This window comes from Streptomyces sp. NPDC002788, assembly GCF_053592115.1.
Genome location: NZ_JBSFVB010000002.1, coordinates 684,438 through 706,793, shown reverse-complemented (window position 1 = coordinate 706,793; position 22,356 = coordinate 684,438). Strand labels below are relative to the sequence as shown.

Annotated in this window: 11 protein-coding genes; 7 read left to right on the top strand and 4 right to left on the bottom strand. The window is 68.6% G+C overall.

The window, feature by feature from the left end:
* Positions 1-28: 28 nt before the first annotated feature.
* The 3 genes from ACWD1U_RS06460 to ACWD1U_RS06450 all read right to left on the bottom strand — a co-directional run bounded on the left by ACWD1U_RS06460 (position 29) and on the right by ACWD1U_RS06450 (position 2,929).
* Positions 29-1,246, bottom strand: a complete 1,218-nt coding sequence (locus ACWD1U_RS06460; protein WP_451104943.1) for a hypothetical protein — start codon at positions 1,244-1,246, stop codon at positions 29-31.
* The gene (locus tag ACWD1U_RS06455) at positions 1,246-2,667 is read right to left on the bottom strand and encodes an N-6 DNA methylase (RefSeq protein WP_451104941.1); all 1,422 of its coding nucleotides are present in this window, start codon (positions 2,665-2,667) and stop codon (positions 1,246-1,248) included. Before ACWD1U_RS06455 ends, ACWD1U_RS06460 begins: the two co-directional genes overlap by 1 nt.
* A gap of 73 nt (positions 2,668-2,740) precedes the next feature.
* The gene (locus ACWD1U_RS06450) at positions 2,741-2,929 is read right to left on the bottom strand and encodes a hypothetical protein (protein WP_451104939.1); all 189 of its coding nucleotides are present in this window, start codon (positions 2,927-2,929) and stop codon (positions 2,741-2,743) included.
* A 326-nt stretch (positions 2,930-3,255) separates the two neighbouring features.
* On the opposite strand from ACWD1U_RS06450, the gene pglW reads away from it, so the two are divergent.
* Complete coding sequence (gene pglW / locus ACWD1U_RS06445; RefSeq protein ID WP_451104937.1) at positions 3,256-7,950, top strand: BREX system serine/threonine kinase PglW; 4,695 nt, start codon at positions 3,256-3,258, stop codon at positions 7,948-7,950.
* A 75-nt stretch (positions 7,951-8,025) separates the two neighbouring features.
* Positions 8,026-11,751 (top strand): BREX-2 system adenine-specific DNA-methyltransferase PglX, encoded by a 3,726-nt coding sequence (gene pglX, locus ACWD1U_RS06440; protein ID WP_451104935.1) that lies wholly within the window; start codon positions 8,026-8,028, stop codon positions 11,749-11,751.
* On the opposite strand, the gene ACWD1U_RS06435 is transcribed toward pglX, so the two are convergent.
* Complete coding sequence (locus ACWD1U_RS06435) at positions 11,752-12,420, bottom strand: ATP-binding protein (protein WP_451104934.1); 669 nt, start codon at positions 12,418-12,420, stop codon at positions 11,752-11,754.
* Positions 12,421-12,612: 192 nt separating this feature from the next.
* Here ACWD1U_RS06435 and ACWD1U_RS06430 point away from each other — a divergent pair, with 192 nt between their 5' ends.
* The 5 genes from ACWD1U_RS06430 to pglZ all read left to right on the top strand — a co-directional run bounded on the left by ACWD1U_RS06430 (position 12,613) and on the right by pglZ (position 22,334).
* A complete protein-coding gene (locus ACWD1U_RS06430; RefSeq protein WP_451104932.1) occupies positions 12,613-13,497 on the top strand; it encodes a helix-turn-helix domain-containing protein in 885 nt (294 codons plus the stop codon).
* A 35-nt stretch (positions 13,498-13,532) separates the two neighbouring features.
* Positions 13,533-13,694 carry a DUF397 domain-containing protein gene (locus tag ACWD1U_RS06425; protein ID WP_451104930.1) on the top strand — a complete coding sequence of 54 codons (162 nt, stop codon included), beginning with the start codon at positions 13,533-13,535 and terminating at the stop codon, positions 13,692-13,694.
* A 146-nt stretch (positions 13,695-13,840) separates the two neighbouring features.
* On the top strand, positions 13,841-15,286 hold the full coding sequence (locus ACWD1U_RS06420; RefSeq protein WP_451104928.1) for an ATP-binding protein: 1,446 nt from the start codon (positions 13,841-13,843) through the stop codon (positions 15,284-15,286).
* A gap of 192 nt (positions 15,287-15,478) precedes the next feature.
* Entirely contained in the window at positions 15,479-19,405 is a 3,927-nt protein-coding gene (gene pglY, locus ACWD1U_RS06415; RefSeq protein WP_451104927.1) for a BREX-2 system ATPase PglY, read from the top strand.
* 34 nt (positions 19,406-19,439) lie between these two features.
* Positions 19,440-22,334: a BREX-2 system phosphatase PglZ gene (pglZ, locus tag ACWD1U_RS06410; RefSeq protein WP_451104925.1), complete on the top strand. Its 2,895-nt coding sequence runs from the start codon at positions 19,440-19,442 to the stop codon at positions 22,332-22,334.
* Positions 22,335-22,356: the final 22 nt, after the last annotated feature.

Below are 22,356 nucleotides of genomic sequence, written 5' to 3'. Positions count from 1 at the left end.
TCCTGTGGACGCCCGCTGGCAGTTCACGTCAGGAGGGAGATGTCTCGGACAAGTCACCGGAGAGGAAACGTCCGAGCAACTGTCCTCGCACTCTGCCCAGTTTCTCGCTTTCCATCTGAGCGATGCGCGACCTTTCGTGCAGGCGTTCAGCGAGCTTCGCGAAGTGCTGACGGACCTCCCGCGGAGGCCATCTCAACGTGGTCGCACCAAGTACTCGCCGACTGATTTCCCGGCCGGCCGATCCCTGGGCCGCAGCAGCCAGTTCCGCACTGCGAAGGCGGATGTCATGCAACAACCAGTATGCGTCCGCCGCTGAGGAAGGTCTGAGTACGAGGACATTGCGGCCTGGGATGACCGGGCCTGCGCACATGACAGCCCGGACACCGTCCTCCCGGGAGGCCAGCAGAAGGGACTCCGGATCGCACACGGCCCCTGCCTGATCGGAGCGAATGCGGTTCTCCGTCCTGTACAGACGAGCCGAACCGCTCTGCAGGACATCTGCGGGAGCCACGAAGGTGATGCCTTCCGACGCGGGCATGTCCTGGTGATCCGGGTGTGGACGTGGCGCTACGCCTGCTTGCATGGTCACCAGAGTTCCCAATGGGTGTTCCGGCCAGTCTGCGCCGTAGCGCGTTTCAGCGACGAACCGCGCCTTGGCCAACGCCGTCGCAGAGTCGGAGATCCGATGGTTCGTCAAAATCTTCTCATCAAGCAGTCGCACCCCCCGCAAGAACGCCGAACGGGGTCCGGCGGGAGGCAGAGGCACCGGCAGGTCGCGCAGCACCGCCAGACCCAGCGTCCGATGCAGCGTGGATCCCGTGGCCCGCCGCTCGCACCAGTCACGCACTTCCGGCGACCCGAGCCACACATGGAGCCATGCCGCGTCGTCGGGCTCCATCACGCGGATGATCCCGATGGTCCTGGCCGCGTTCCAGCCGTGGAACGCGGGCGATACGACCGCCGTGTCGCCCACGCGTCCCACGAGGACAACGACGATGTCGCCTACCGCCAGCTGGCTGCGCTTGTTGGCTTCGTGGACGGGGCGGCTGATCCTTCGCGGAGCGACCGGGTGCAGGATCCCGTCCTGTACGTCGGCGGCCCGGATCATGCCCACTCCGTCTTCCGCGTGCTCGCCGGGGCGTGTGATGCCGTATCCGACGACATGCACGGTCGGCAGGTCTCCCAGCGGCAGTACACGCCAGCCGGCGGGAAGACGACTGAGCCGCCGTTCCAACAGCTCTGCCATCACCACCCCCTCAACAGTTCGCGCAATTCGTCGTCGAGGCGACGGGAGGTGGCGAAAAGTTCGAGCAGTTCGTGAGTCAGTCGGGCAGCCTCTCCCTCGGCATCGGCGGACACGAGTTCGGCGGGGGGTGCGCCCACATGGTGTGAAGGCAGTACGTCGTGGTCCTTCGAGGCGATCTCGGTCACCGACACCGACCTGCACCAGCCGGGTTCGTCCTCATACCGCGTGCCGTGTGGTGCCCCGCGCCAGGCCGCGTAGGTCGCAGTGATGCGCTCCCTGGCCTCGTCAGGCAGGGTGCGTCGTCCTCGGCCGATCGTGGCGGCGGTCTCGCGGGCGTCGATCAGCAGGATCTGTCCCGAGCGGTCGGTATGCCCCCAGGTCTGATGAGGCTTCTTGGTCCTGCTGAAAAGCCACAGGCTGACCGGGTTACGGACGTGCGGGACAAGGCCGGCGGGCAGTTCGACCACACAGCTGAGGAGGTCGGCCTCCACCATCCGGGCACGGATGCCGCGCTCGGCCGGCTTCGCCGTGGTGGCGGCGCCCGTAGGGAGAAGGAGAGCTCCGCGCCCGGCGGGGCTCATCTTGCTCGCCACATGCTGCGCCCAAGCGAAGTTGGCGTTGCCTGCTGGGGGCATGCCGTATGCCCAGCGGTGGTCGTAGTGGGAGTAGCCACCTTCGTCCCATCCGGACTGGTTGAAGGGCGGGTTGGCGACAACCACGTCGAACGCCTTGTCCCGGAACCGGTCGTCGGTCAGGGTCGACGAGGGTCCGTCGAGGCGTGCGTATGCGTCGTGCACGGCGAGGTTCATCGCCGCGGCCTGCATGGCAACCCGGCTCGCGTCCTGTCCGTACAGGCCCAGTTCGCGGGTCCGGCCGCCTCTGGCTTCGACGTACTGGTGGGCCTGCAGAAGAAACCCTCCCGCTCCGCAGACGGGGTCGTAGACCGACTCCCCCGTGTGGGGCTCCAGCAGTCCGATCAGTAGACGGGTGATGGCCTGCGGCGTGTAGTACTCGCCGCCCTTCGCCTTCGTCTGTGTCAGCTCCAGGCACGCCTCGAAGAGCTTTGCCGTGTCGCGTGCCGCGGCCACGCAGTCGATCAGCGGGGCCAGCGCGTGCCTCCTGACGCCCTGAAGACCGGGCGGCCCTTCCAGCCGGAGGTACTCGTGCTCCCAGTACCGGAGGCCGCGCTGACACTCCGACACGACTTCGTAGGCGTCCCAGTCCCATGGGGCCTGCCGGATGCGGTCCCACGCCTCCGCGGCACCTCTGCGCTCGCCCCACTCGTCGGCACGTTCGGCGTCGGCCTCGTGGCGGAGGAGGATCAGGAGCATGAGGAGGAACAGAGCGTCCTGAGGTGCCAGCGCCCCGCGCAGGGCGTCCAGCGCCCGCTTTGGTGACAGACCGCCTGACGCTTTCTCCACTCTTGACTCCCGCCTGCGCATGTATGCCCGAGAGACCTAACGACCCCGGTCCGCCCATCATGCCTGGCTGGGCTCATTCGGGATGCACGTAGGTCACGGCCATGAAGGTCACGGTGAAGGCCGCGACGAAGACGCCCCCGCCCAACATCACGGCATCGTCCACGACGTTCGTACGCGCCAAACGCCAGAAGGCTGCCGTCAGCCCGCAGATCACAGCCACCGCCACGGCGAACGCCACCCTGCGAAAGCGCTTCCGATCCATTCCCCGTTCTCCTCCCATAAATTGCCAAAGCAGCACAAACTAGCGGGCGGCGGCCCTCGCCCGTCCTCGCCTGCACCACAGTAGCTCATGCAGCAGTCCGCTTGTACGCGTTACAGCAGTCCGTTTGGTCAAGCTCTCACGCAGCATTAGTAGCGCCGAATGCTGATTCACCACTTCCAAAGCGAGCTCGCCGAACAGACCCGTGGGCGCCAAGCCCTTTCTGACCCCTGCACCCCCGTCCTCCCGCACCGCTACGATCTCTCCGGGGGCTTTTGCTCGCTGAGCAGCAGCAATCGGTACAGAGCGACACGAAGCGGGGATGACACATGCGGGACGGCCGGTGGACCGCGGTCACCGACTCCGAGTTCCAGCATGAACACCGGGGCCTGGAGGCCATCCGCGAGAAGCTCCCGGACAACGACCCGTGGCGGGCCTGGTCGAACTTCACCTTCACGGCCCACACCGGTCACGTCAGGGAAGTGGACCTGCTGGTGATCGCCCCGGGCGGGGTCCATCTGATCGAGCTGAAGGACTGGCACGGCTCCGTCGAGTCCCGCAACGGCACCTGGCTGCAGACCCAGCCCAGCGGCCGGCAGATCCCCCACGGCAACCCGCTGCACCTGGCCAACAAGAAGGCCAAGGAGCTGGCTGCGCTGCTCAAGCAGCACGGCGAGAAGGTCTGGGTCTCGGAGGCCGTCTGCTTCACCGACTCCTCCCTGCGCAACCGGCTGCCCGCCCACGACCGCAACGGCGTCTTCACCGTCCACCAGCTCACCGAGATGCTGAAGGAGCCGCCGAAGGACGAGTACCGCCGGATCGATGCCGCGCGCTCGCGCCGGATCAAGACGGCCCTGGAGCGCATCGGCATCGCGCGCAGCGACGCCGAGTACAAGGTCGGTCCGTATCTGCTCAGCCGGAAGTCGTTCGACTCGGGCCCGACCTGGGCCGACTACCTGGCCCAGCACAGTGAGCTGCCGGAGGCCGCCCGCGTCCGTGTCTATCTGCGCGAGCGGGGCTCCGACGCCGAACTGCGCGCATCCGTCGAGCGCGCCGCGCGCCGTGAGGCCGCTGTACTGCGCCACTTCCGGCACCCCGGTGTCGTCCAGCTCAAGCAGTACGACCCCTCCGGGCACTCCGCGGGCCCCGCGCTGATCTTCGACTTCGATCCGCGGACCCTGCGCCTGGACGAGTACCTGATCCAGTACGGCGAGAAGCTGGACATCCTCAGCCGGATGGCGCTGGTGCGCCAGCTCGCCGAGACGGTGCGCTCGGCGCACGGCCGGCGGATCTTCCACCGCACCCTGGCGGCCCGCGCGGTCCACGTCATCCCGCGCGGCCGTACCCGCCGGGGCGACGCCGAGAGCGAGACCGGCGCCTGGTCCAGCCCGCACCTGCAGATCTCCGACTGGCAGGTCGCCGTCCAGCGCAGCTCCGAGCACGGTGTGGCCGGCAACGGCGAGCGGTTCGCCCCCACGACCTTCTCGCGCGCGGGCGCGCATCTCGCCGAGGGCGCGGACCCGTATCTGGCCCCGGAGCTGACCGCGCTCAGGCCCGACCCGGTCGCCCTGGACGTGTACGGACTGGGCGTACTCACCTATCTCCTGGCCACCGGCAGGCCCCCGGCCGCCAGCCAGGCCGAACTGGTGGCTCGCTACGAGGCGGGCGAGGGCCTGCGCCCCAGCTCCGTGGTGGACGGCCTCTCCCCGTACATCGACGAGCTGGTGCAGGCGGCCACCGCCTACGACGTCTCCACGCGGCTGTCGTCGGTGGACGACTTCCTGGAGATGCTGGAGGTCGTCGAGGCGGACCTGACCGAGCCTGCGACGACCGAGGCCCCTCGCCCGGCCGAGCCCGAGAAGGATCCCCTGGACGCTGTCGCGGGCGATGTGCTGGCGGGCCGCTGGGAGGTCAGGCGCCGCCTCGGTACGGGCTCCACGAGCCGCGCGTTCCTGGTGCGGGATCTGACCGCCGGCCCGGATGTGCGCTTCTCGAAGTCGCTGGCGGTACTGAAGGTCGCGACGTCGGACAGCCGCGGCGAGGTGCTGCGCCGCGAGGCCGAGGTCCTGGGGCGGCTGCGCCCGGACTCCCGCGTGATCCGGCTGGTCGAGCCGGAGCCGCTGCGCATCGGGCCCCGCACGATCCTGGTCATGGAGTACGTCGGCGACGAGCGGGAGGAGGGCTCCGAGCCGTCCGCACCGGGCGCGAAGCGTCGGCGCCGGGAGGAGACGGTCGCCCGGCAGCTGCGCGAGTTCGGCCGCCTGTCCGTGGACCAGCTCGAGGCGTACGGGGACTACCTGTTCGGCGCGGTGGACTTCCTCGAGGGCGAGGGCGTGTGGCACCGCGACATCAAGCCGGACAACATCGCGATCCGTATCCGCCCGAACCGCACCCGCGAACTCGTGTTGATCGACTTCTCGCTCGCGGGCTACCCGGTGAACGAGACCGCGGCGGGCACGGACGGCTACCTGGACCCGTTCATCGGCACGCTCACCGACCGCTCGGTCTACGACGCGCACGCCGAGCGATACGCCCTGGCCGTCACCCTGCACGAGATGGCGTCCCGGGAGCTCCCCGTGTGGGGGGACGGCAAGGTCTCTCCGCGCCAGACCGCCCCGGAGAAGGAGCCGTACCCGAAGATCGCCGCCGACGCCTTCGACCCGGCGGTCCGGGACGGCCTGGTCGCGTTCTTCCAGAAGGCCCTGCACCGGGACGCCTCCCAGCGCTTCCCCGACCTCAAGCCGATGCGGGACGCCTGGAAGAAGATCTTCCTCGCCATGGACGAGGCGAAGCCCTCGTCCCGCCGCCCGTCACGGCATGCGGCGCCACCCGCACAGGGCGAGGCGGCGCAGTCCACTCCGGATGCCGCCATCCCGGAGGCCGAGGAGGAGAGCGCCGAGCAGCAGCGCGAGCGGCTGGCGGAGCGCGTCGACCGGGACACCCTGATCTCGTCGTCCGGCCTGAGCCCGGCCGCGGAGTCGTTCGTGTACGGCCTCGGCGTCAACACGGTCGGCGAGTTGCTCGACTACAGCCAGCGCCAGCTCGTCAACGCCCCCGGTCTCGGCGCCAAAACCCGCAAGGAGGTCCTGGGCCGCATCAAGCAGTGGCGGCTCAAGCTCGCGGAGAAGCCCGCCGCGCCGCTCACTCCCGAGGGCCGCAAGGCAGCGAAGGAGGAGCTGTCGGCCGCCGAGGCCGCGGCGGCCAGTGCGGTGGCGGCGAACGGCGGTGCCGGTGCGGATTCACTGCCGGAACGCGCGCTGCGCAGCGTCAGCCTCGACACCCTCGCCACGGTGTTCGTGCCGCCGCTGCGCAAGGACGGCTCGAACCGCAACGAGTGCGAGATGGTACGGCTGCTGCTGCGCCTGCCCAACGAGCAGGGCGTACTGCCGTCGGAGGTCGGCGTCTGGCCGACGCAGACGGACGTCGCGCACGCGCTCGGGCTGTCGCGGGGCCGCATCCCTCAGATGCTGAAGAACCAGCGGACCCGCTGGAAGAAGCACCCGGCGGTACGGGCGCTGCGCGCCGAGGTCCTGGACCTCCTGCACGACCTGGGAAGGGTCGCTTCGGCGGCGGAGATCGCGGACGCGCTGACCGTGCGGCGCGGCACGCAGCTCCAGGAGCGCGATCAGCGCCGGGCGCTGGCCCTGGCCGCCGTACGGGCCGTCGTGGAGGTCGAGCAACTCGTCCCGGAGGAGGCCGAGTTCCAGCACGCCCCGAACCGCGACGCGGCCGACGAGAGCATGGGCGCGGGCCTGCTGGCGCTGGAGGTGTGCGCGGATGACGCGCCGGACACGCCGTCCGCGCCGGGCCTGCTGCACTACGCCCAGCGGCTCGGACGTATCGCCGACGGCATGTCGGAGCTCGACACCCTGCCGACGGCGGCGACCGTGGTGGCCGAGCTGGGCGCCGTACCACCGCCGAGTGCGGCGGTGCAGTGGGACGACCGGCGCATGGTGGAGATCGCGGTTGCCGCCTCCCGCCACGCCGCCGCGACGCCCCGCCTGGAGATCTATCCGCGCAAGCTGCCGCTGGTACGCGCGCTGCGCCTCACCCAGGCCGGCCTGGTACCGCTCATCCCGGGGATGCCGGAGGCCGAGCAGCCGGGTCTGACGGCCGACGCCGTCCACGAGCGGGTACGGGCCCGCTTCCCGGAGCTGCTGAACGAGCGCGGCGGCCGTGCCCTGCCCACGGGCGGCCCGCTGACGAAGGCCCTGCGGGAGGCCGGCTTCGACTTGGTGCTGTCGACGCGCAAGAGCACGGGGACGCTGCGCTACCTGCCGAGCAACCCGGACGGCGCGTCGATCTACCTGTCGTCGGACGCCCGACGACAGCCGACGGGCACCGTCTCCGCGCACCGCTACTCCGACGACCCGGAACTCGCGGCGGCGGGTACAGCCGAGGACCGGTTGAAGGCCTCGGCCCGGCGGGACGGCTTCCGCGTACTGACGGTGCCGACGGAGTGGGCGCGGGATGCGATCGACGAACTCGGGCGGGAGGACTTCGCCGGCGGGGCCGTCGTGGTGTCGGTGGCCGAGCTGTTCATGCGGGCGCTGCACGAGTTGGTCGACCCTCGGCCCAAGCCCACCTGGGAGACGATCCTGCGGGCGGATGTGGCGAAGGCCGGGACGCCGGGGGCGATGAAGTTCGCCGAGTACGCGGGGACGGCGTGGGGACTGGTGGAACCTCGGATCGGGGAACTGCTGGTGCCGGGGGGCGCGGACTCTGGGAACAGTGACGGCGGGGGCAGGTCGGCTGCTCCGTTGCTGCTGACGGACGCCGGGGTCTTCGCCCGGTACGACGCGATGGGTGTACTGGAGCGGCTGGCGGAGCGGTCGCGGGGTGGTGGCCGCGCGCTGTGGCTGCTGTGTCCGCAGAGCGACCCGGCCCGGCCGCCGCGGCTGGGGACGGCGGCTGTGCCGTACCAGTCGGGGCTCGGTGAGTGGATCGTGCTGAATGAGTTCTGGGTGCGGAACGCGCACCGCGCGAAGCCGGAGAGGGCCGGGGCCGGGGGCCTACGGGGATGACGCGCTGAGCGCGTGTGCCGCATGTTTCGGAGCCGCTCGCGTGTGGGTGGGGATGACGACAGGAGACGTGACCAAGTGATCGACCGCAAGTCCAAGGCACTGCTGACGGACCTGATCAAGCAGGTGAAGGCGGTCGAGGTCGACCTCGGCCAGCAGGTAGGGGACGGCGAGACCGTCCTCAAGCCGCTGCGCACGGAGTACGGCAAGCTGCAGAAGGCCGACCCCAAGGGGAGCCCGAAGTGGGAGGTCTGGCTGGAGGAACGGCTGGCCGAGCTGCCGGAGGAGCGTGCCGAGCGGGTACGGGCGGCGGAGGCGGTCGCTGGGCGGCTGCGGGCCGAGTACGACCAGGCGTTCAAGCTCGGTCGTACGGGGGCGACTTGGAGCGCGTGGCTGGACGAGCGGGTCACGCAGGTCGCGGTGGCGTGGGTGCTGGGCACGGTGTTCGTACGGTTCTGCGAGGACAACCGACTGATCCCGGAGCCGTACCTCACGGGCCCGGATGCCGAGCGGCGGGATCTGGCGGAGGCCCGGTACCGGCAGTACGTCGAGGAGGAGCAGGACCCGACGTACCGAGGGTGGCTGGAGCGGGCGTTCGCGGAGCTGGGCTCCGGGCAGGCCGGCAAGTTGCTGTTCGACAAGCGGCGCAACCCGCTGTACCAGATCCCGGTCTCGCACGACGGGGCGCGGGCGCTGGTGGAGTTCTGGCGGGAGCGGCGGGAGGACGGGGAGCTTGTTCACGACTTCACCGACCCGCTGAACGAGGACGGGACGAAGGGGTGGGACACGCGGTTCCTGGGTGATCTGTACCAGGATCTGTCGGAGGCGGCCCGGAAGACGTATGCGCTGCTCCAGACGCCGGAGTTCGTGGAGGAGTTCATCCTCGACCGGACGATGAACCCGGTGGTGCGGGAGTTGGGCGGGCGCTTCGGCGAGCTGAAGATGATCGACCCTACGTGTGGGTCGGGGCACTTCGTGCTGGGCGCGTTCCGGAGGATGGTGCGGCTTTGGGCTGAGCGGGAACCTGGGCGGGATGTGCATGAGCGGGTGCGGGATGCGTTGAATTCCGTGCACGGGGTGGACGTCAATCCGTTTGCGGTGGCGATTGCTCGGTTCCGGCTGCTTACCGCCGCGATGGCGGCGGCGGATGTACGGACACTAGCGGAGGCTGGGCGATACGACTGGCCGATCCATCTAGCGGTGGGCGACTCGCTGATCAAGGCCAGGCAGCTTGAACTGACTTTGATCGGCGAGGATTCGGGGGATCCGCTGGCAGAATTCGCGTACGCCACGGAGGACGTGCATGAACATCCGGGGATTCTGGAGCAGGGGCGGTATGACGTAGTGGTGGGGAATCCCCCTTACATCACAGTCAAGGACAGGAAGTTGAATGGGTTGTACCGCGACCTATACGCCTCCTGCGCAGGAAAGTATGCACTATCCGTTCCATTTGCTGAACGATTCTTCCAGCTGGCGAAGGTCGGAGAACCTGATGGCCGAGGGTACGGCATGGTCGGCCAGATCACCGCAAACTCCTTCATGAAGCGGGAGTTCGGGAACAAGCTGATCGAAGAGTACTTTGCGCACAAGGTTGAGCTGACGGAGGTTATTGACACCTCAGGGGCTTACATCCCGGGACATGGCACGCCCACTGTTATTCTGGTAGGCAAACGCCGAATCGGCAGTGGACGTTCCGAGACCATCCGTACGGTTCGTAGCGTTCAGGGCGAGCCTTCAGCCCCAGAGATCCCGGAACGGGGACACGTGTGGCGAGCTATCGTTGCGCAGATAGACGACCCGGGCTCCGTCAGCCAATGGGTCTCTGTGGATGACTTGGATCGCCCCCGCTACTTCGGGAAACAGCCTTGGATTTTGGCCGACGGCGGCCTTGAAATGGTAGAGAAGCTCGCCGGTAACTCGGTGCAACCCCTAGCGCGCAAGTCGGCAGCCATTGGCATGACAGCACTTACCCTCGAGGATGACGTATTCCTCGTGCCTGAAGCAGTGTCGTCACGGCTCGAATTCAAGGATGACTGCGTTCACCTCATTAACGGTGACGAAGTTCGCAACTACTCCTTCAGCTCACCCCAGTACGTAGTCATGCCCAGAACATGGGACGGTCGCGAACGGGAGCTCAGCCCAGAGGCGGTACGTTATCTCTGGCCCTATCGAACCAACCTGCGGCGACGCCTCTACTTCGGCAAGATCCCAGAAGAACGCGGACTCCGCTGGTTCGACCTAGGCATGTTCTTTGCGGATCGTCACCGCGAACCCCTTTCGATCAGCTTTCCGTCTGTTACTACGCACAACCACTTCGTGCTGGACCGCGGTGGAAAAGTATTCAAGCAGTCCGCGCCGGTGGTCAAGCTGCCGAAGGGAGCGAGCGAGGAGGAGCACCTGCAGCTACTCGGAGTACTCAACAGCTCCAGTGCATGCTTCTGGCTCAAGATGGTGAGTCACGACAAGGGCATTCGCGGCGAGGGTGGAGGTTTCACCAGCGACGCTTGGGAACGTTTCTACGATTTCACCGGGACCAAGCTTCAGGAATTCCCACTCCCTAGGTCCTTCCCCACTGTTTTCGCGACGACCCTCGACGGTTTCGCACAACAGCTCATTGCGGTCACGCCGTCAACACTTGCCACTGAGACAACTCCCACCCCCTCTGCTCTCCGCGATATTCGCGGTAAGTGGCATTCTATTCGCGCCCGCATGATCGCTCACCAGGAGGAATTGGACTGGCAGGTGTACTCCCTCTACAACCTGCATTCCGAAGACCTCCGCGCGCCCGAGACCGACGTTCCCGAACTCGCCCTCGGTGAGCGGGCCTTCGAGATCGTGCTCGCTCGGCGGGTCGAGAAGGGTGAGGCATCCGACGAGTGGTTCAAGCGGCATGGGTCCACTCCCATCACCAAACTTCCCAACCACTGGTCCGACGCGTACAAGGAAACCGTCCAGAAGCGCATCGACGTCATCGAGTCGTCCCGCGCCATCGGCATGGTCGAGCGCCCCGAGTACAAGCGCCGCTGGGCGACGGAGGGTTGGGACGCACTCCAGGAGAAGGCCCTGCGCTCCTGGCTGCTCGACCGCATCGAGAACCGCGAACTCTGGTTCCAGGACGGCCAGCCAACGGTCCTCACCCGTGCTCAGCTCACCTCCGCACTCGCCCTCGACGAGGACTTCGTCTCCGTCGCCGAGCTGTACGCCCCCCGCAAGGAGCTGGCGACCGTCGTCGCGGATCTCCTAGCCAACGAGCACGTCCCCTTCCTCGCCGCCCTGCGCTACAAGCCCACCGGTCTGAGGAAGCGCGCCGACTGGGAGCACGTCTGGGATCTCCAGCGTCAGGAAGACGCCGCATCGGACGAGCCCGCCAAGCGGAAGATTCGGGACTCCATCCCCGTACCGCCGAAGTACACGTCTGCCGACTTCCTCAAGCCGTCCTACTGGCGCGCCCGTGGAAAGCTCGACGTTCCGAAGGAGCGGTTCATCTCCTACGCCACTGGCCCGATCTCCGGCACTCCGGACCTGTTCGGCTGGGCGGGCTGGGACCACCGTGAGCAGGCCCAGGCCCTCAGCACGTACTTCACGAACCACGACGAGCTGTCCGACGAGCAGATGACCCCGCTGCTCGCCGGCCTCCTCGAACTCCAGCCCTGGCTCAACCAGTGGCACGACGAGTTCGACGCCCTGTACGGCGGCTCCCCCGCGGCCTTCTTCGCGGGCTACCGAGCGACCAAGCAGGGCGAACACGGCCTGACCGACGACGACTTGCGCGCCTGGCGTCCCGGGAAGCCGACCAAGGGCTGATCACCCCGGCGTGCCCTCCCTTCTCTCCTGCGCGGAGGGCACGCCATCGACCCGCACGGTCAACGCTTCGGCCGCGTGTACCCGCAGCGCCGGGCCCTCGTCCAGTCCGAGTACAACGGCGAGTCCACCAGCCGCGTACGGCTCAGTGCGCACCGTACGGACAGTGCGCCATTCACCCAACACTCGCACTCGCTGCCCAGGTCGCACCATGACCGCCGCGACCTCCCGCCCCACGGGCTCGACCACGAGGTCCGGTGCCTTCAGCTCGGCCCACACGGTCTTCCCGATCCCACCCGCGCGCTCGTCCACTCCCCAGCGGTGAGCCAACGCCTCCACGAGCAACAGCCCGCGCCCGCCGGTCTCATCGTCACCAGGCGCCTGCACTTTAGGCCTGCCTGAGCCCGCGTCGCTGACTTCCAGCCGCAGCAGCCCGTCCGTCTGAAACCGCGCGATCCGTACACCCACTTGTCGGTCACTCGGCACACGTACACGCAGCGCATTGGTCACCAGCTCCGAGAGGATCAACTCTGCGCTGTCCAAAACGTCCTGGGCAACGCCCCAGTTTCTGAGTACGGCGTGCAGCATGGCGCGAGCCCGGGGAACGCTGGCGCGACTGCGCGGGAGCCGACAGGTGATCTCGTTGATGGATACGCTGGCCTGCTTGGTCATGGCGACTCCCGAGGGTTCGACGACGGTGGCGAAGTCCCCGCATTGCAGCTTCGGTTTGCGCTGCGTGCTCCTTCATCAGACTGAACGCCCAGAGACTCAACTCGCAACGTTGACAGGTGAACTTGAGGCCTTTCTCATCCTTTCGAGTGAGCTCCAGACGCAAGAGGACGCGACTCTGCTACAAGAGAGCTCATGAGCATGCGCGGTACGACCGACCGACCTTCCACCGTTCTCGGGCGACAGCTGGGCGACGAGTTGCGCAGGTACCGAGAGGCAGTGGGCCTGTCCACGACCGAGGCCGCGGAGGCACTCGACTGCACCAAGGGCAAGATCAGCCGCATGGAGAACGGCCGAGTCCTGGTCCGCACCCCAGATGTAGTCGCCTTGCTGCACGCGTATGGGATTACTGACCCCGAAACTCACGAGCGCCTCACCGTCCTCACGCGAGCGGCAAATCGCCGACGTCGCCAAGGCTGGTGGCACCAGTACGGGTCCGTACTCGGTGAGACCTACCGCGACCAGATCGAGATGGAGGCCATCTGCGACAGCATTCGCACGTACCAAGTCCAGTTGGTACCGGGGCTCTTGCAGACCGCAGAGTACGGACGCGCGGTAACGGTCGCATCGCGTGCCTGGCAGACGGCCGAAGAGATCGACCAGTTCGTTCAGGTGCGGCTCGCCCGACAGGAACGGCTCACCGGCGATGACCCCTTGGAGTTCTGGGCCGTACTCGCCGAAGGGGTTTTGCACCAGCAGGTCGGAGGGCCAAGCGTCATGCGCGATCAGCTCGACCACCTGGCGCGTATCGCCGAGCAGCCCAACATCACCGTTCAGGTGCTGCCGTTCTCGCACGGGGCCCACTCCGGTATGTTCGGGCCGTACCTGCTGTTGAGCTTCCCGCAGATGGCATCGCTCGACCTCGTTCTGACAGAGACGCCGACCGGCAACATGTGGATGGAGCAGGAGCCTGAAGTCGCGCACTACCGCGCGCTCTTCGACGACGCGCGGACGAGGGCACTGCCGCCTGCGGAGTCGCTCTCGCTGATCCAACGTGTAGCCAAGGAGTATCAGTCATGAGCCACAAGCCTGGTATATCGCCGAGCGTAGAAGCGATGTGGCGGACGAGTAGCTACAGCGGCGGACAGGGCGACTGCGTCGAAGTCGCCCACAACATCCCCACCCTCATCCCCGTCCGCGACAGCAAGCGCCCCGCCGGCCCAGTGATCGCCTTCGCCCCCCACGCCTGGCGCACATTCATCTCCCACCTGAGCTGAACCTAGCCACCTCAAGGCCAGCCCGCCCTTCACTGCCTTCCGTCACCCTTCCGCTCATCACTCACAGTCACCAACTCAATACTCGGATTCTCCATACTATGGTTCACTTGAGTATGTTCAACGCGAGCAAGCTCGAAAGGTGACCCATGCCAGGCTTCGTAGGCCGCACATCCGAGCTGGCCACGCTGAACCGCCACCTCGCCTGGGTCCGCGACGGCCGAGGCGACCAGCGTGGCCGGGCCCTGCTCCTGCGCGGCCGACGTCGCGTCGGGAAGTCGCGGCTCGTCGACCTCTTCTGTGAGCGCGCGCAGGTGCCCTACGTCGTCCACCAGGCCACCCGAGGCGAGGACGCCCAACGGGAACGGGCCCGCTTCCTCGCCGAGGTCCGGGACTCCTCCCTGCCCGACACCACCCTCCTCGCCGGCATCACCACCGTCGCCGAATGGGACACCGCCCTGCGCCAGCTCGCAGCCGTGCTCCCGGACGACTCCCCCAGCATCGTCGTACTCGACGAGCTGCCCTGGATGCTCGAAGGTGATCCGGTCCTGGAGGGCACCCTGCAGACCGTGTGGGACCGGGTGCTGAGCCGGAAGCCCGTGCTGCTCATCCTGATCGGCAGCGATCTGGCGATGATGGAGCAGCTCTCCTCCTACGGCCGCCCCTTCCATCAGCGAGGGGTCGAGATGGTTCTCGCGCCCCTCTCCCCCTCCGAGGTCATGGCGATGACCGGGCTCCCGGCCGCCGACGCCTTCGACGCCCACCTGATCACCGGCGGCCTGCCCCTGATCTGCCAGGAGTGGCAGGAAGGCGAGAGCCGCACCGACTTCCTCTCCCGCGCCCTCGACGACCCCACCTCCCCCCTCCTCGTGTCCGCCGAGCGGGCGCTCGCCGCCGAGTTCCCGACCGCCCTCCAGGCCAGGCACGTACTGTCCGTGATCGGCAGCGGCGAGCGGACCTTCGGGACCATCGCCGCGAAAGCCGGGGCGGCCGACCGGCCGCTCCCGCCCGGCTCGCTCACCCCCGCCCTGCGCACCCTCGCGGACAAGCGGCTCATCGCCGTCGACACCCCTCTCTCCACCCACCCCGGAGACCGCGACCGTCGCTACCGCGTCGCCGACCCCTACCTCCGTTTCTGGCTCGCCTTCCTGGAACAGGGCATCCCGGAGATCGAGCGCGGGCGCAGCCGGATCGTGGCCGAGGCGGTCGAACGCGGTTGGACCTCGTGGCGCGGGCGGGCGATCGAACCTGTCGTACGGGAGTCCCTCGCCCGGCTGCTGCCTGACGACACGTGGCCGCACGTGAGAGAAGTGGGCGGCTGGTGGCCCCGCACCAACAACCCCGAGGTCGACCTCGTGGGGGCAGACCGGGCACCGGCGCGCGAGATCGGGTTCGTCGGCTCGATCAAGTGGCACGAGCGCGGCTCCTTCGACCGTCGTGCCCTGGCAGCGCTGGCTCGTGACGCCCTGGCCGTGCCCGGTGCCGACGAGGACACTCCCCTGGTCGCGGTTTCCCGCTGCGGGTTCTCGGTGGACGGGCTGGCGGCGACGTACGGGCCCGAGCAGCTGATGGAGGCCTGGGGGTCCGCTGCGTGAGCTCCCTCCCCCATGTCAGACCCGCCCGATACGATCGAAGGCCGTCCCCACTCGTGTGAACAGCGGCGGACGGTGCCTCCGGGGCAGCGTGCGGTGCTGGGCATCGCTCGCCGTCCCGGTCGACGGGGGACGCGCCGCGCTGCCCGGTGGACGTAGACGTAGTACACGGAAAACAGGAGACGCGAGACACAGATGGCCCCGACCGCCGCCACAGCCCCCCTCCTCCGCGATGTCATCGACATCAAGACGTCCATCTCCACGTCCGACTTCGTCCTGAAGCTGGCCGAGGCCGTCACCAAGGAGGGCGCCGAGCGGGCGCTGCGGGACTACGTCGTCACCGAGCGTCTTCTCGAGAACTTCGACGAGGCGCTGAGTCTGATCAAGACCGCGCTGGACGGGCAGACGTCGAAGGCCGCGTATCTCCACGGCTCGTTCGGTTCCGGTAAGTCGCACTTCATGGCCGTGCTGCACGCCCTGCTCCGGGGTGACGAGGCCGCACGCGCCCGGACCGATTTCGATCCGGTGCTGGCCAAGCACGAATGGCTGAGCACCGACGGGAAGAAATTCCTGCTGGTCCCGTACCACATGCTCGGGGCCAAGTCCCTGGAGCAGCGGGTGCTCGGCGGGTACGTCAGTCATGTCAAGGCGCTGCACCCCGAGGCGCCCACTCCGCAGGTCTACCGGACCGACTCCCTCTTCGCGGACATCCGCGCGCTGAGGGATCGCATGGGCGACGACAAGTTCATCGAAGGGCTCGCCGGAGCCACGGCCGACGACGAAACCGCCGATGCCGACGACGAGTGGGGCGACTCCTTCGCCTGGACCCCGGCGCTCCTCGACACCGCTCTCGCCGCCGAGGAACTGGACGGCGCCGAGGTCAACCTCAACCTGGTCAACCCGACCACCCCGGCCGAGCTGCGCGCCAAGCTGGTGCACGACGCGAGCACCAGCTGGTTCCCCGGCTTCGCGAAGAACGCCGCCGAGGACGAGCACGGCTTCATCTCGCTCGACGCCGGCCTCGCCGTCATCGCCGAGCATGCGAAGTCGCTGAAGTACGACGGGCTGATCCTGTTCATGGACGAGCTGATCCTGTGGCTCGCCAACCGCATCCACGACCAGAAGTTCGTCTCCCGCGAAGCCGACAAGATCACCAACTTCGTGGAGGGCGCCGACTCGCGCCGCGCCATTCCGATCGTGTCGTTCATCGCACGGCAGCGCGACCTGCGGGAGCTGGTCGGCCAGGAGGTGTCCGGGGCGGCCGAGACAGCGATCCAGGACAGTCTCAACCTGGCCTCCGGTCGCTTCGACAAGATCACTCTGGAGGACCGGAACCTCCCGCAGATCGCCCACGCCCGTCTCCTGAAGCCCAAGGACGCGGAGGCAGCCGCCAAGCTCGACGCGGCGTTCGCGAAGATCAAGCGGGTCGGGCCGCAGGTGTGGGATGTGCTGCTGGGCTCCGACGAGGGGACGACCGGTGCCGACGAGGCGTCGTTCCGGCTGACGTATCCCTTCTCGCCCTCGTTCATGGACACGCTGGTCCACATCTCCTCGGCGCTGCAGCGCTCGCGCACCGGTCTGAAGCTGATGGGCCAGCTGCTGGCCGACCATCGCGACGACGCGACGCTGGAGCAGCTCATCCCGCTGGGCGACCTCTACCCGGTCATCGCGGACGGGGGCGACAGGCCCTTCGTCGACAGCCTGAAGGTGGAGTTCCAGGCCGCGGACAAGCTGTACCGCACCAAGCTGCGGCCCTATCTCCTGGCGATGTACGACGTCACCGAGGAGGACATCGAGCGCTACCGCCACCGCCGCGAGACCGTGACTGAACAGGGGCTCATCCAGCGGTGCAAGGCGTTCGTGGGCGACGACCGGCTGATGTGCACGCTCCTTCTGTCCGCGCTGGCGCCCAGCGTGCCCGCGCTGCGGGACCTGACCATCCGGCGGCTCGCGGCCCTCAACCACGGCTCGGTCATCTCCCCCATCCCGGGGGCGGAGGTCGGCGCCATTCAGTCGAAGGTCGACGAGTGGGCGTCGCGCTTCGCGGAGATCAAGCCCACGGGGACCAAGGCCAACCCGGGCGTACGGCTCGAGCTGGCCGGCGTGGACGTGGACTCCGTCATCGCCAATGCCAACGTCAACAACAACCGAGCCAACCGCCGCTCTCTCGCCAAGCGACTCCTCGCCGAAGAGCTGGGCATCGACCTCCAGGAACGGCTCACCGCGGACGAGCTGAAGTTCGTCTGGCGCGGCTCGAACCGCACGGTGGAGGTCGTCTTCGGCAACATCGCCGACCACGACGACCTGCAGGACCACGAGTTCGCCCCCAGCCAGGACGGGCTGTGGCGGTTGATCATCGATCTGCCCTACGACGAGGGCGAGTACGGGCCGCGCGAGGACGCCAACCGCATGGCCGACCTCCGTCGTCTTCCCGGCAATCGGCCACGGACCGTGGGGTGGATTCCCACGCATCTGTCCACTGGCCGCTTCCAGGACTTCCAGCGGCTGGTCGTCATCCACTACGCACTCGCCGACCAGCGGCGCTTCGACACCAGCTACGCCCAGCATCTGAACGCCGACAACCGGGCCCGTGCCAAGGCGCTGTTGGAAGACCAGCGCGAGACGCTCACCAAGACCGTGAAGGCGGCCTTCAAGCAGGCCTACGGCCTCGCGGCCAAGAAGCCCGGCGATGTGAACCCGGACTTCAACGGCCACCTGGAACCGCTGCCCGACGTGCCGGATCTGCGTGTCTCCATCGGGCAGTCCCTGCATGACGCGGTCCGGCACGTGGCGGGCAAGCTGTTGGCCCACCAGTTCCCCGCGCACCCGGACTTCGACCCCGACGGCACGGGGACCGTCGTCAAACTCGCCGACGCGCGGACCGTGTTCGGGCACATCCGCGACGCCTCAGAAGCCGGTGACCGGCAGGCGGAGATCCCGGGCAAGGAACGCGACCTCATGCGGCGCGTCGCCACTCCGCTGGGTCTCGGCCAGCAGAAGGAGGCGTACTTCCGGCTCTCCACTCGCTGGCCGGAGCACTTCGCCCTCCAGGCGCGCGGCGAGGCCGGCCCCGGTGATCTGAGTGTCAGTCGGCTCACCGAGTGGATCGACCGTCCCGCGCCGATGGGCCTGGAGCCGTTCCTCGCCAACCTCGTCATCGCGTCGTACGCGGAGATGGACGACCGGGTCTGGGTACGGGCGGGTGCGCTGCTCGATCCCTCGCCCGAACTGTCGGCGATCAAGCCGCAGGACGCCCTGCGTTCCCAGCCGTTGCCGGAGGAACACGTCTGGGAGGAGGCTGGACGCCACTACTGGGAGATCTTCGGTGAGGAGCCGCCCAGGCTCCGAAGGGGCCGGATGGTCGGGCAGTTCGCCCGGCGGATCACGGAGCGGGCCCGCACGTACCAGCCGCACGCGGCCGATCTGGTGGCGCAGTTGGAGAAGCACGCGACGCTGCTCGGCCTGGACGGCACCGACGAGTCCGGCCGACTGGCGATCGCCCGCCGGGCCCGGGACCTGCTGGACGAACTGCGCGGGCTGGATCAGGGCGCGGCCGGCGGTTCCGCGGCGGCCAAGCAGGTCATCTCCGCCTTCGCCGGCTTCGATCTCGGCGACGTGCCGACGAGCCGCTACGGTGCGTCGATCAAGCAGGCCGAGGCCGTCGCGGCTGCCTTGGCCACCGCGGCCTGGGACATGCTCAAGCTCGCGCCCAACTACGGGCCGCAGGGCGAGGCGGTGCTGGAGGAGTTGCGCGGCGCGGCGCGTGTCGATCAGCGCACCAAGGACCTCAAGGAGGCGCTGCGGGAGGCACGGCGGTCCATCGTCGCCGTCATCGAGCGCAGCCAGGCACACACCACCGACCCGCGTCGGGCGTACGCCGCGCCCACGCCGACCGAACCTCTCACCAAGCCCGACGCGATCAGCCTGAACAGCGACACCAGCCAGCCGCCCGTGCCCTCCACCCACCCTGGCACCGACAGCGGACGACGTGCGGGACGCCGCTCGGGCGGGGGCCGGACCACGGCTTCCCGTGCGCTGGCCGAGTTGCACGCCGACCTGGCCGAACTGGCGGCTGCCGAGCCCGACGCGGAGATCGAGATCAGCTGGCGGGTCGTGGAATGAGCGGGACGCGGCGAGCGAAGAAGGTGCGGGAACAGTGAGTACGGCGGCCGTGACCACCACCAGCGCGGTGCGGCTCAACGCCGCGACCATCACCCAGTACCTGGCATCGCAGCCCGGTCTCGGGCCGGGCAAGCGCCGGGTCGTACTGCTGCGCGCCGCGCCCTCCTGGGACTGCCCTGACGAGCTGCCCTGGGGTGAGCAGCGGCGGGCCAAGGTCGCGGCGGCACCCTCCCCTCTCGGCGTGTACGAGCTGCTCCTCGCGCACCAGAAGCCGTCGGCCACCGGTCCCGATGTGCTGGTGGTACTCACCGACCGAGAGGAAGCGGAGCTCGGACCCGATCTGCTGGCCAAGGTGCACCGGCAGCGGGTCAACGCCGTCGACACCTGGGACGTCGTACGGGAGGCGTTCGGTGCGAGCCGCTCGGACCACCGGCTGTTCGAGGAGAACTGGGCTGCCGAGGCGCTGCTGGACGCCGCTCCCCCGCACGGCGGATGGCCGAAGCTGGCGGGCGGTGTCCTGTCGCGGCATAAGGCGCTGTCCTCGCTCGCCCTGCGCAGGCTGGGAATCGGCCGCTACGACCCGGACGCGGAAACCGCCCGCGTCACAGCGGGCGGTGGTGATGAGCTGGACATCCACACCCTCCTGCGATGGTCCCTCGTGCCTGGCGGTCCTGAACGGCTCCTGGCGCTGCGCGCGCCCGAGCGGGCCGGGCTCGTGCAGTTCCTGGGCGAAGAGGAGCAGGCCGGACGCGCGGGGCAGGCCCTGCTCGCCCTCGTGACGGCGGAGCACGGGCCGGACGCCGTCGCGTTCGGACTGGTCTGCGCTGCGCTGTGGGGACACGCCGACGCCACGGCGGACGCGGAGGACTACCGGGCCCGAGGACGGGCCGAGCGCTGGTTCGGAGAGGAGCCGCCCGCCGAGGGTGAGCACCTGGACGCCCTCGCGGCGGCCTTCGGACGGTCCTGCGAGGAGTTCGTCTCCGCACTGCTGCTGACGGGACGGTCGGACAGCGACGAATCGGCGGCAGAGGCCCGGCGGCTGACCGGCTCCGTGCTCGACCGGGCGGCCGCCCTCGCGCGCCAGTTCGGAGCGGAACGGGCTGCAGGGACGAGTCCCGTACTGGCGGCAGGACTTGAAGCACGTTTCACGGCTGCCGGCGAGGCGCTGTCCAACGGCGCCCCCGAGCGCATCTCGCCCGCGGTGAAGGCCCTCAGCGAACACCGGCTCGCCCGGGATCCCGACAACAGTGTCCGTATCGAGCGGGTGCGCATGGCGCAGCGGCTGGCGCGTTGGCTCGCGACCGACCCGCCGGTGGAGACCGACACAGTGGCGGATGCCATCGCCCGTCACGTCACCGAGACGGGCTGGGTGGACCTGGCGCTGGAACACATCGAGTCGGGAGGTGATCCCGATCCGGCGCTGCGGTCCGCGTACGACGCTCTGTGCGCCTTGGCGCGCGAGCGTCGGCGCGAGATCGACCGGCACTTCGCCCAGGTGCTTGCCGCACGGTCGGCGACCGACCGTGGTCCCGGCTCGATGCTGGCCGTGGAAACCTTCCTCCCCGAGGTCGTCGCCCCGGTGGTGAAGGCCGGAGAGCGGAGAGTACTGCTCCTCGTGCTCGACGGGATGAGTGCCGCCATCGCCGCCGAGCTCGGCGAGCACCTGCGCGACCACTGGGTCGAGTACGACCCGTTGCCGGGAGCGAAGGGCACCCCACGGCGCCGCGCGATGGCAGCAGCGCTCCCCACCATCACGGCCGTGTCACGGACCTCTCTCTTCGCCGCGCGACTGATGAAGGGCACGCAGGCCGACGAGAAGAGGCTGGTCCCCGCTCACCGCTTCTGGGGCGGGGAAGACGTGGCGGTCTTCCACAAGGACGATCTTCGCGCCGAGAGCAGTGGGGAGCCTTTCGGGCCGGACCTGCACGACGCGCTCGTCGGCGACCGTACGCATGTTGCGGTGGTCCTCAACACCGTGGACGACCGGCTGGCCTCCGAGCAGAAACTCGGCGACGGTGCCTGGCGCCTGTCCGACATAGGCGGGTTGCGAGCACTGCTTCGGTCTGCCGCGGACCAGGGCCGTGCGGTGATCATCACCAGCGACCACGGCCATGTCATCGACCGGCGGGCGGCGCGGGTCGACGCCGGGGATGTGCGGTCCGCCCGGCACCGTGCCCCCGGCGGACCGCTCGCGGAGCAGGAGATCGTGCTGACGGGGCCTCGGGTTCTCGACCCGGAACCGGAGAGCGAGATCGTCGCCCTCTGGGACGCCGACTCCCGATACACGTCTCGCAAGGCCGGCTATCACGGCGGCGTATCGCTGGCCGAGTTCGCCATCCCGGTGCTGGCGTTCCTGCCCTTCGGAGCGAAGCCGCCGAGCGGCTGGCGGGAGCTGGGCGACCAGCGGCCGACCTGGTGGTCACTGACCCAGCAGAGGGAGAAGCAGCCGCCACGGGCCCACGCCGCCGCGGTCTCGGCACCTAGCCCGAAGAAGTCGCCCAGGAAGGCCAAGAGCGAGGCGGAACTTGCGAAGAGCCACGAGGCGCTGTTCGATGTGGCGTTGGTTCCCTCGACGTCCGAGGACGGTGCTCTGCTTTCCGCAGCCAGTGTGTCTCCAGAGGGTGCCTTGGTCGACGCCCTCCTGAAATCCGAGGTCTTTACGGCTCAGGTGCAGCTGTTGGCCCGTAAACCGGACCTCGCTCGGGTGGAAAAGGCCGTACACGCCCTGCTGGACTCGGGCGGCACCCTGCCGATGACCGCTCTCGCCCAGCGCGTCGGACTCCCCGCGAGCCGGCCGGCCGACGGCTTCGCCGCCGTACTCCGGCAGTTGCTCAATCACGACGGTGTCCAGGTACTGGAGACACTGCCGGACGGGCGGACCCTTCGGTTGCACACCGGACTGCTGCGGGATCAGTTCGAGTTGAGCTGAGCGGGAACAGTGGAGCCGACCC

Bases quoted from the DNA above. Each gene is read 5' to 3' on its own strand.
- ACWD1U_RS06460 (WP_451104943.1), bottom strand. From the start codon at position 1,246: ATGGCAGAGCTGTTGGAACGGCGGCTCAGTCGTCTTCCCGCCGGCTGG.
- ACWD1U_RS06450 (WP_451104939.1), bottom strand. From the start codon at position 2,929: ATGGATCGGAAGCGCTTTCGCAGGGTGGCGTTCGCCGTGGCGGTGGCT.
- pglW (WP_451104937.1), top strand. From the start codon at position 3,256: ATGCGGGACGGCCGGTGGACCGCGGTCACCGACTCCGAGTTCCAGCAT.
- ACWD1U_RS06435 (WP_451104934.1), bottom strand. From the start codon at position 12,420: ATGACCAAGCAGGCCAGCGTATCCATCAACGAGATCACCTGTCGGCTC.
- ACWD1U_RS06430 (WP_451104932.1), top strand. From the start codon at position 12,613: ATGAGCATGCGCGGTACGACCGACCGACCTTCCACCGTTCTCGGGCGA.
- ACWD1U_RS06425 (WP_451104930.1), top strand. From the start codon at position 13,533: ATGTGGCGGACGAGTAGCTACAGCGGCGGACAGGGCGACTGCGTCGAA.
- ACWD1U_RS06420 (WP_451104928.1), top strand. From the start codon at position 13,841: ATGCCAGGCTTCGTAGGCCGCACATCCGAGCTGGCCACGCTGAACCGC.
- pglY (WP_451104927.1), top strand. From the start codon at position 15,479: ATGGCCCCGACCGCCGCCACAGCCCCCCTCCTCCGCGATGTCATCGAC.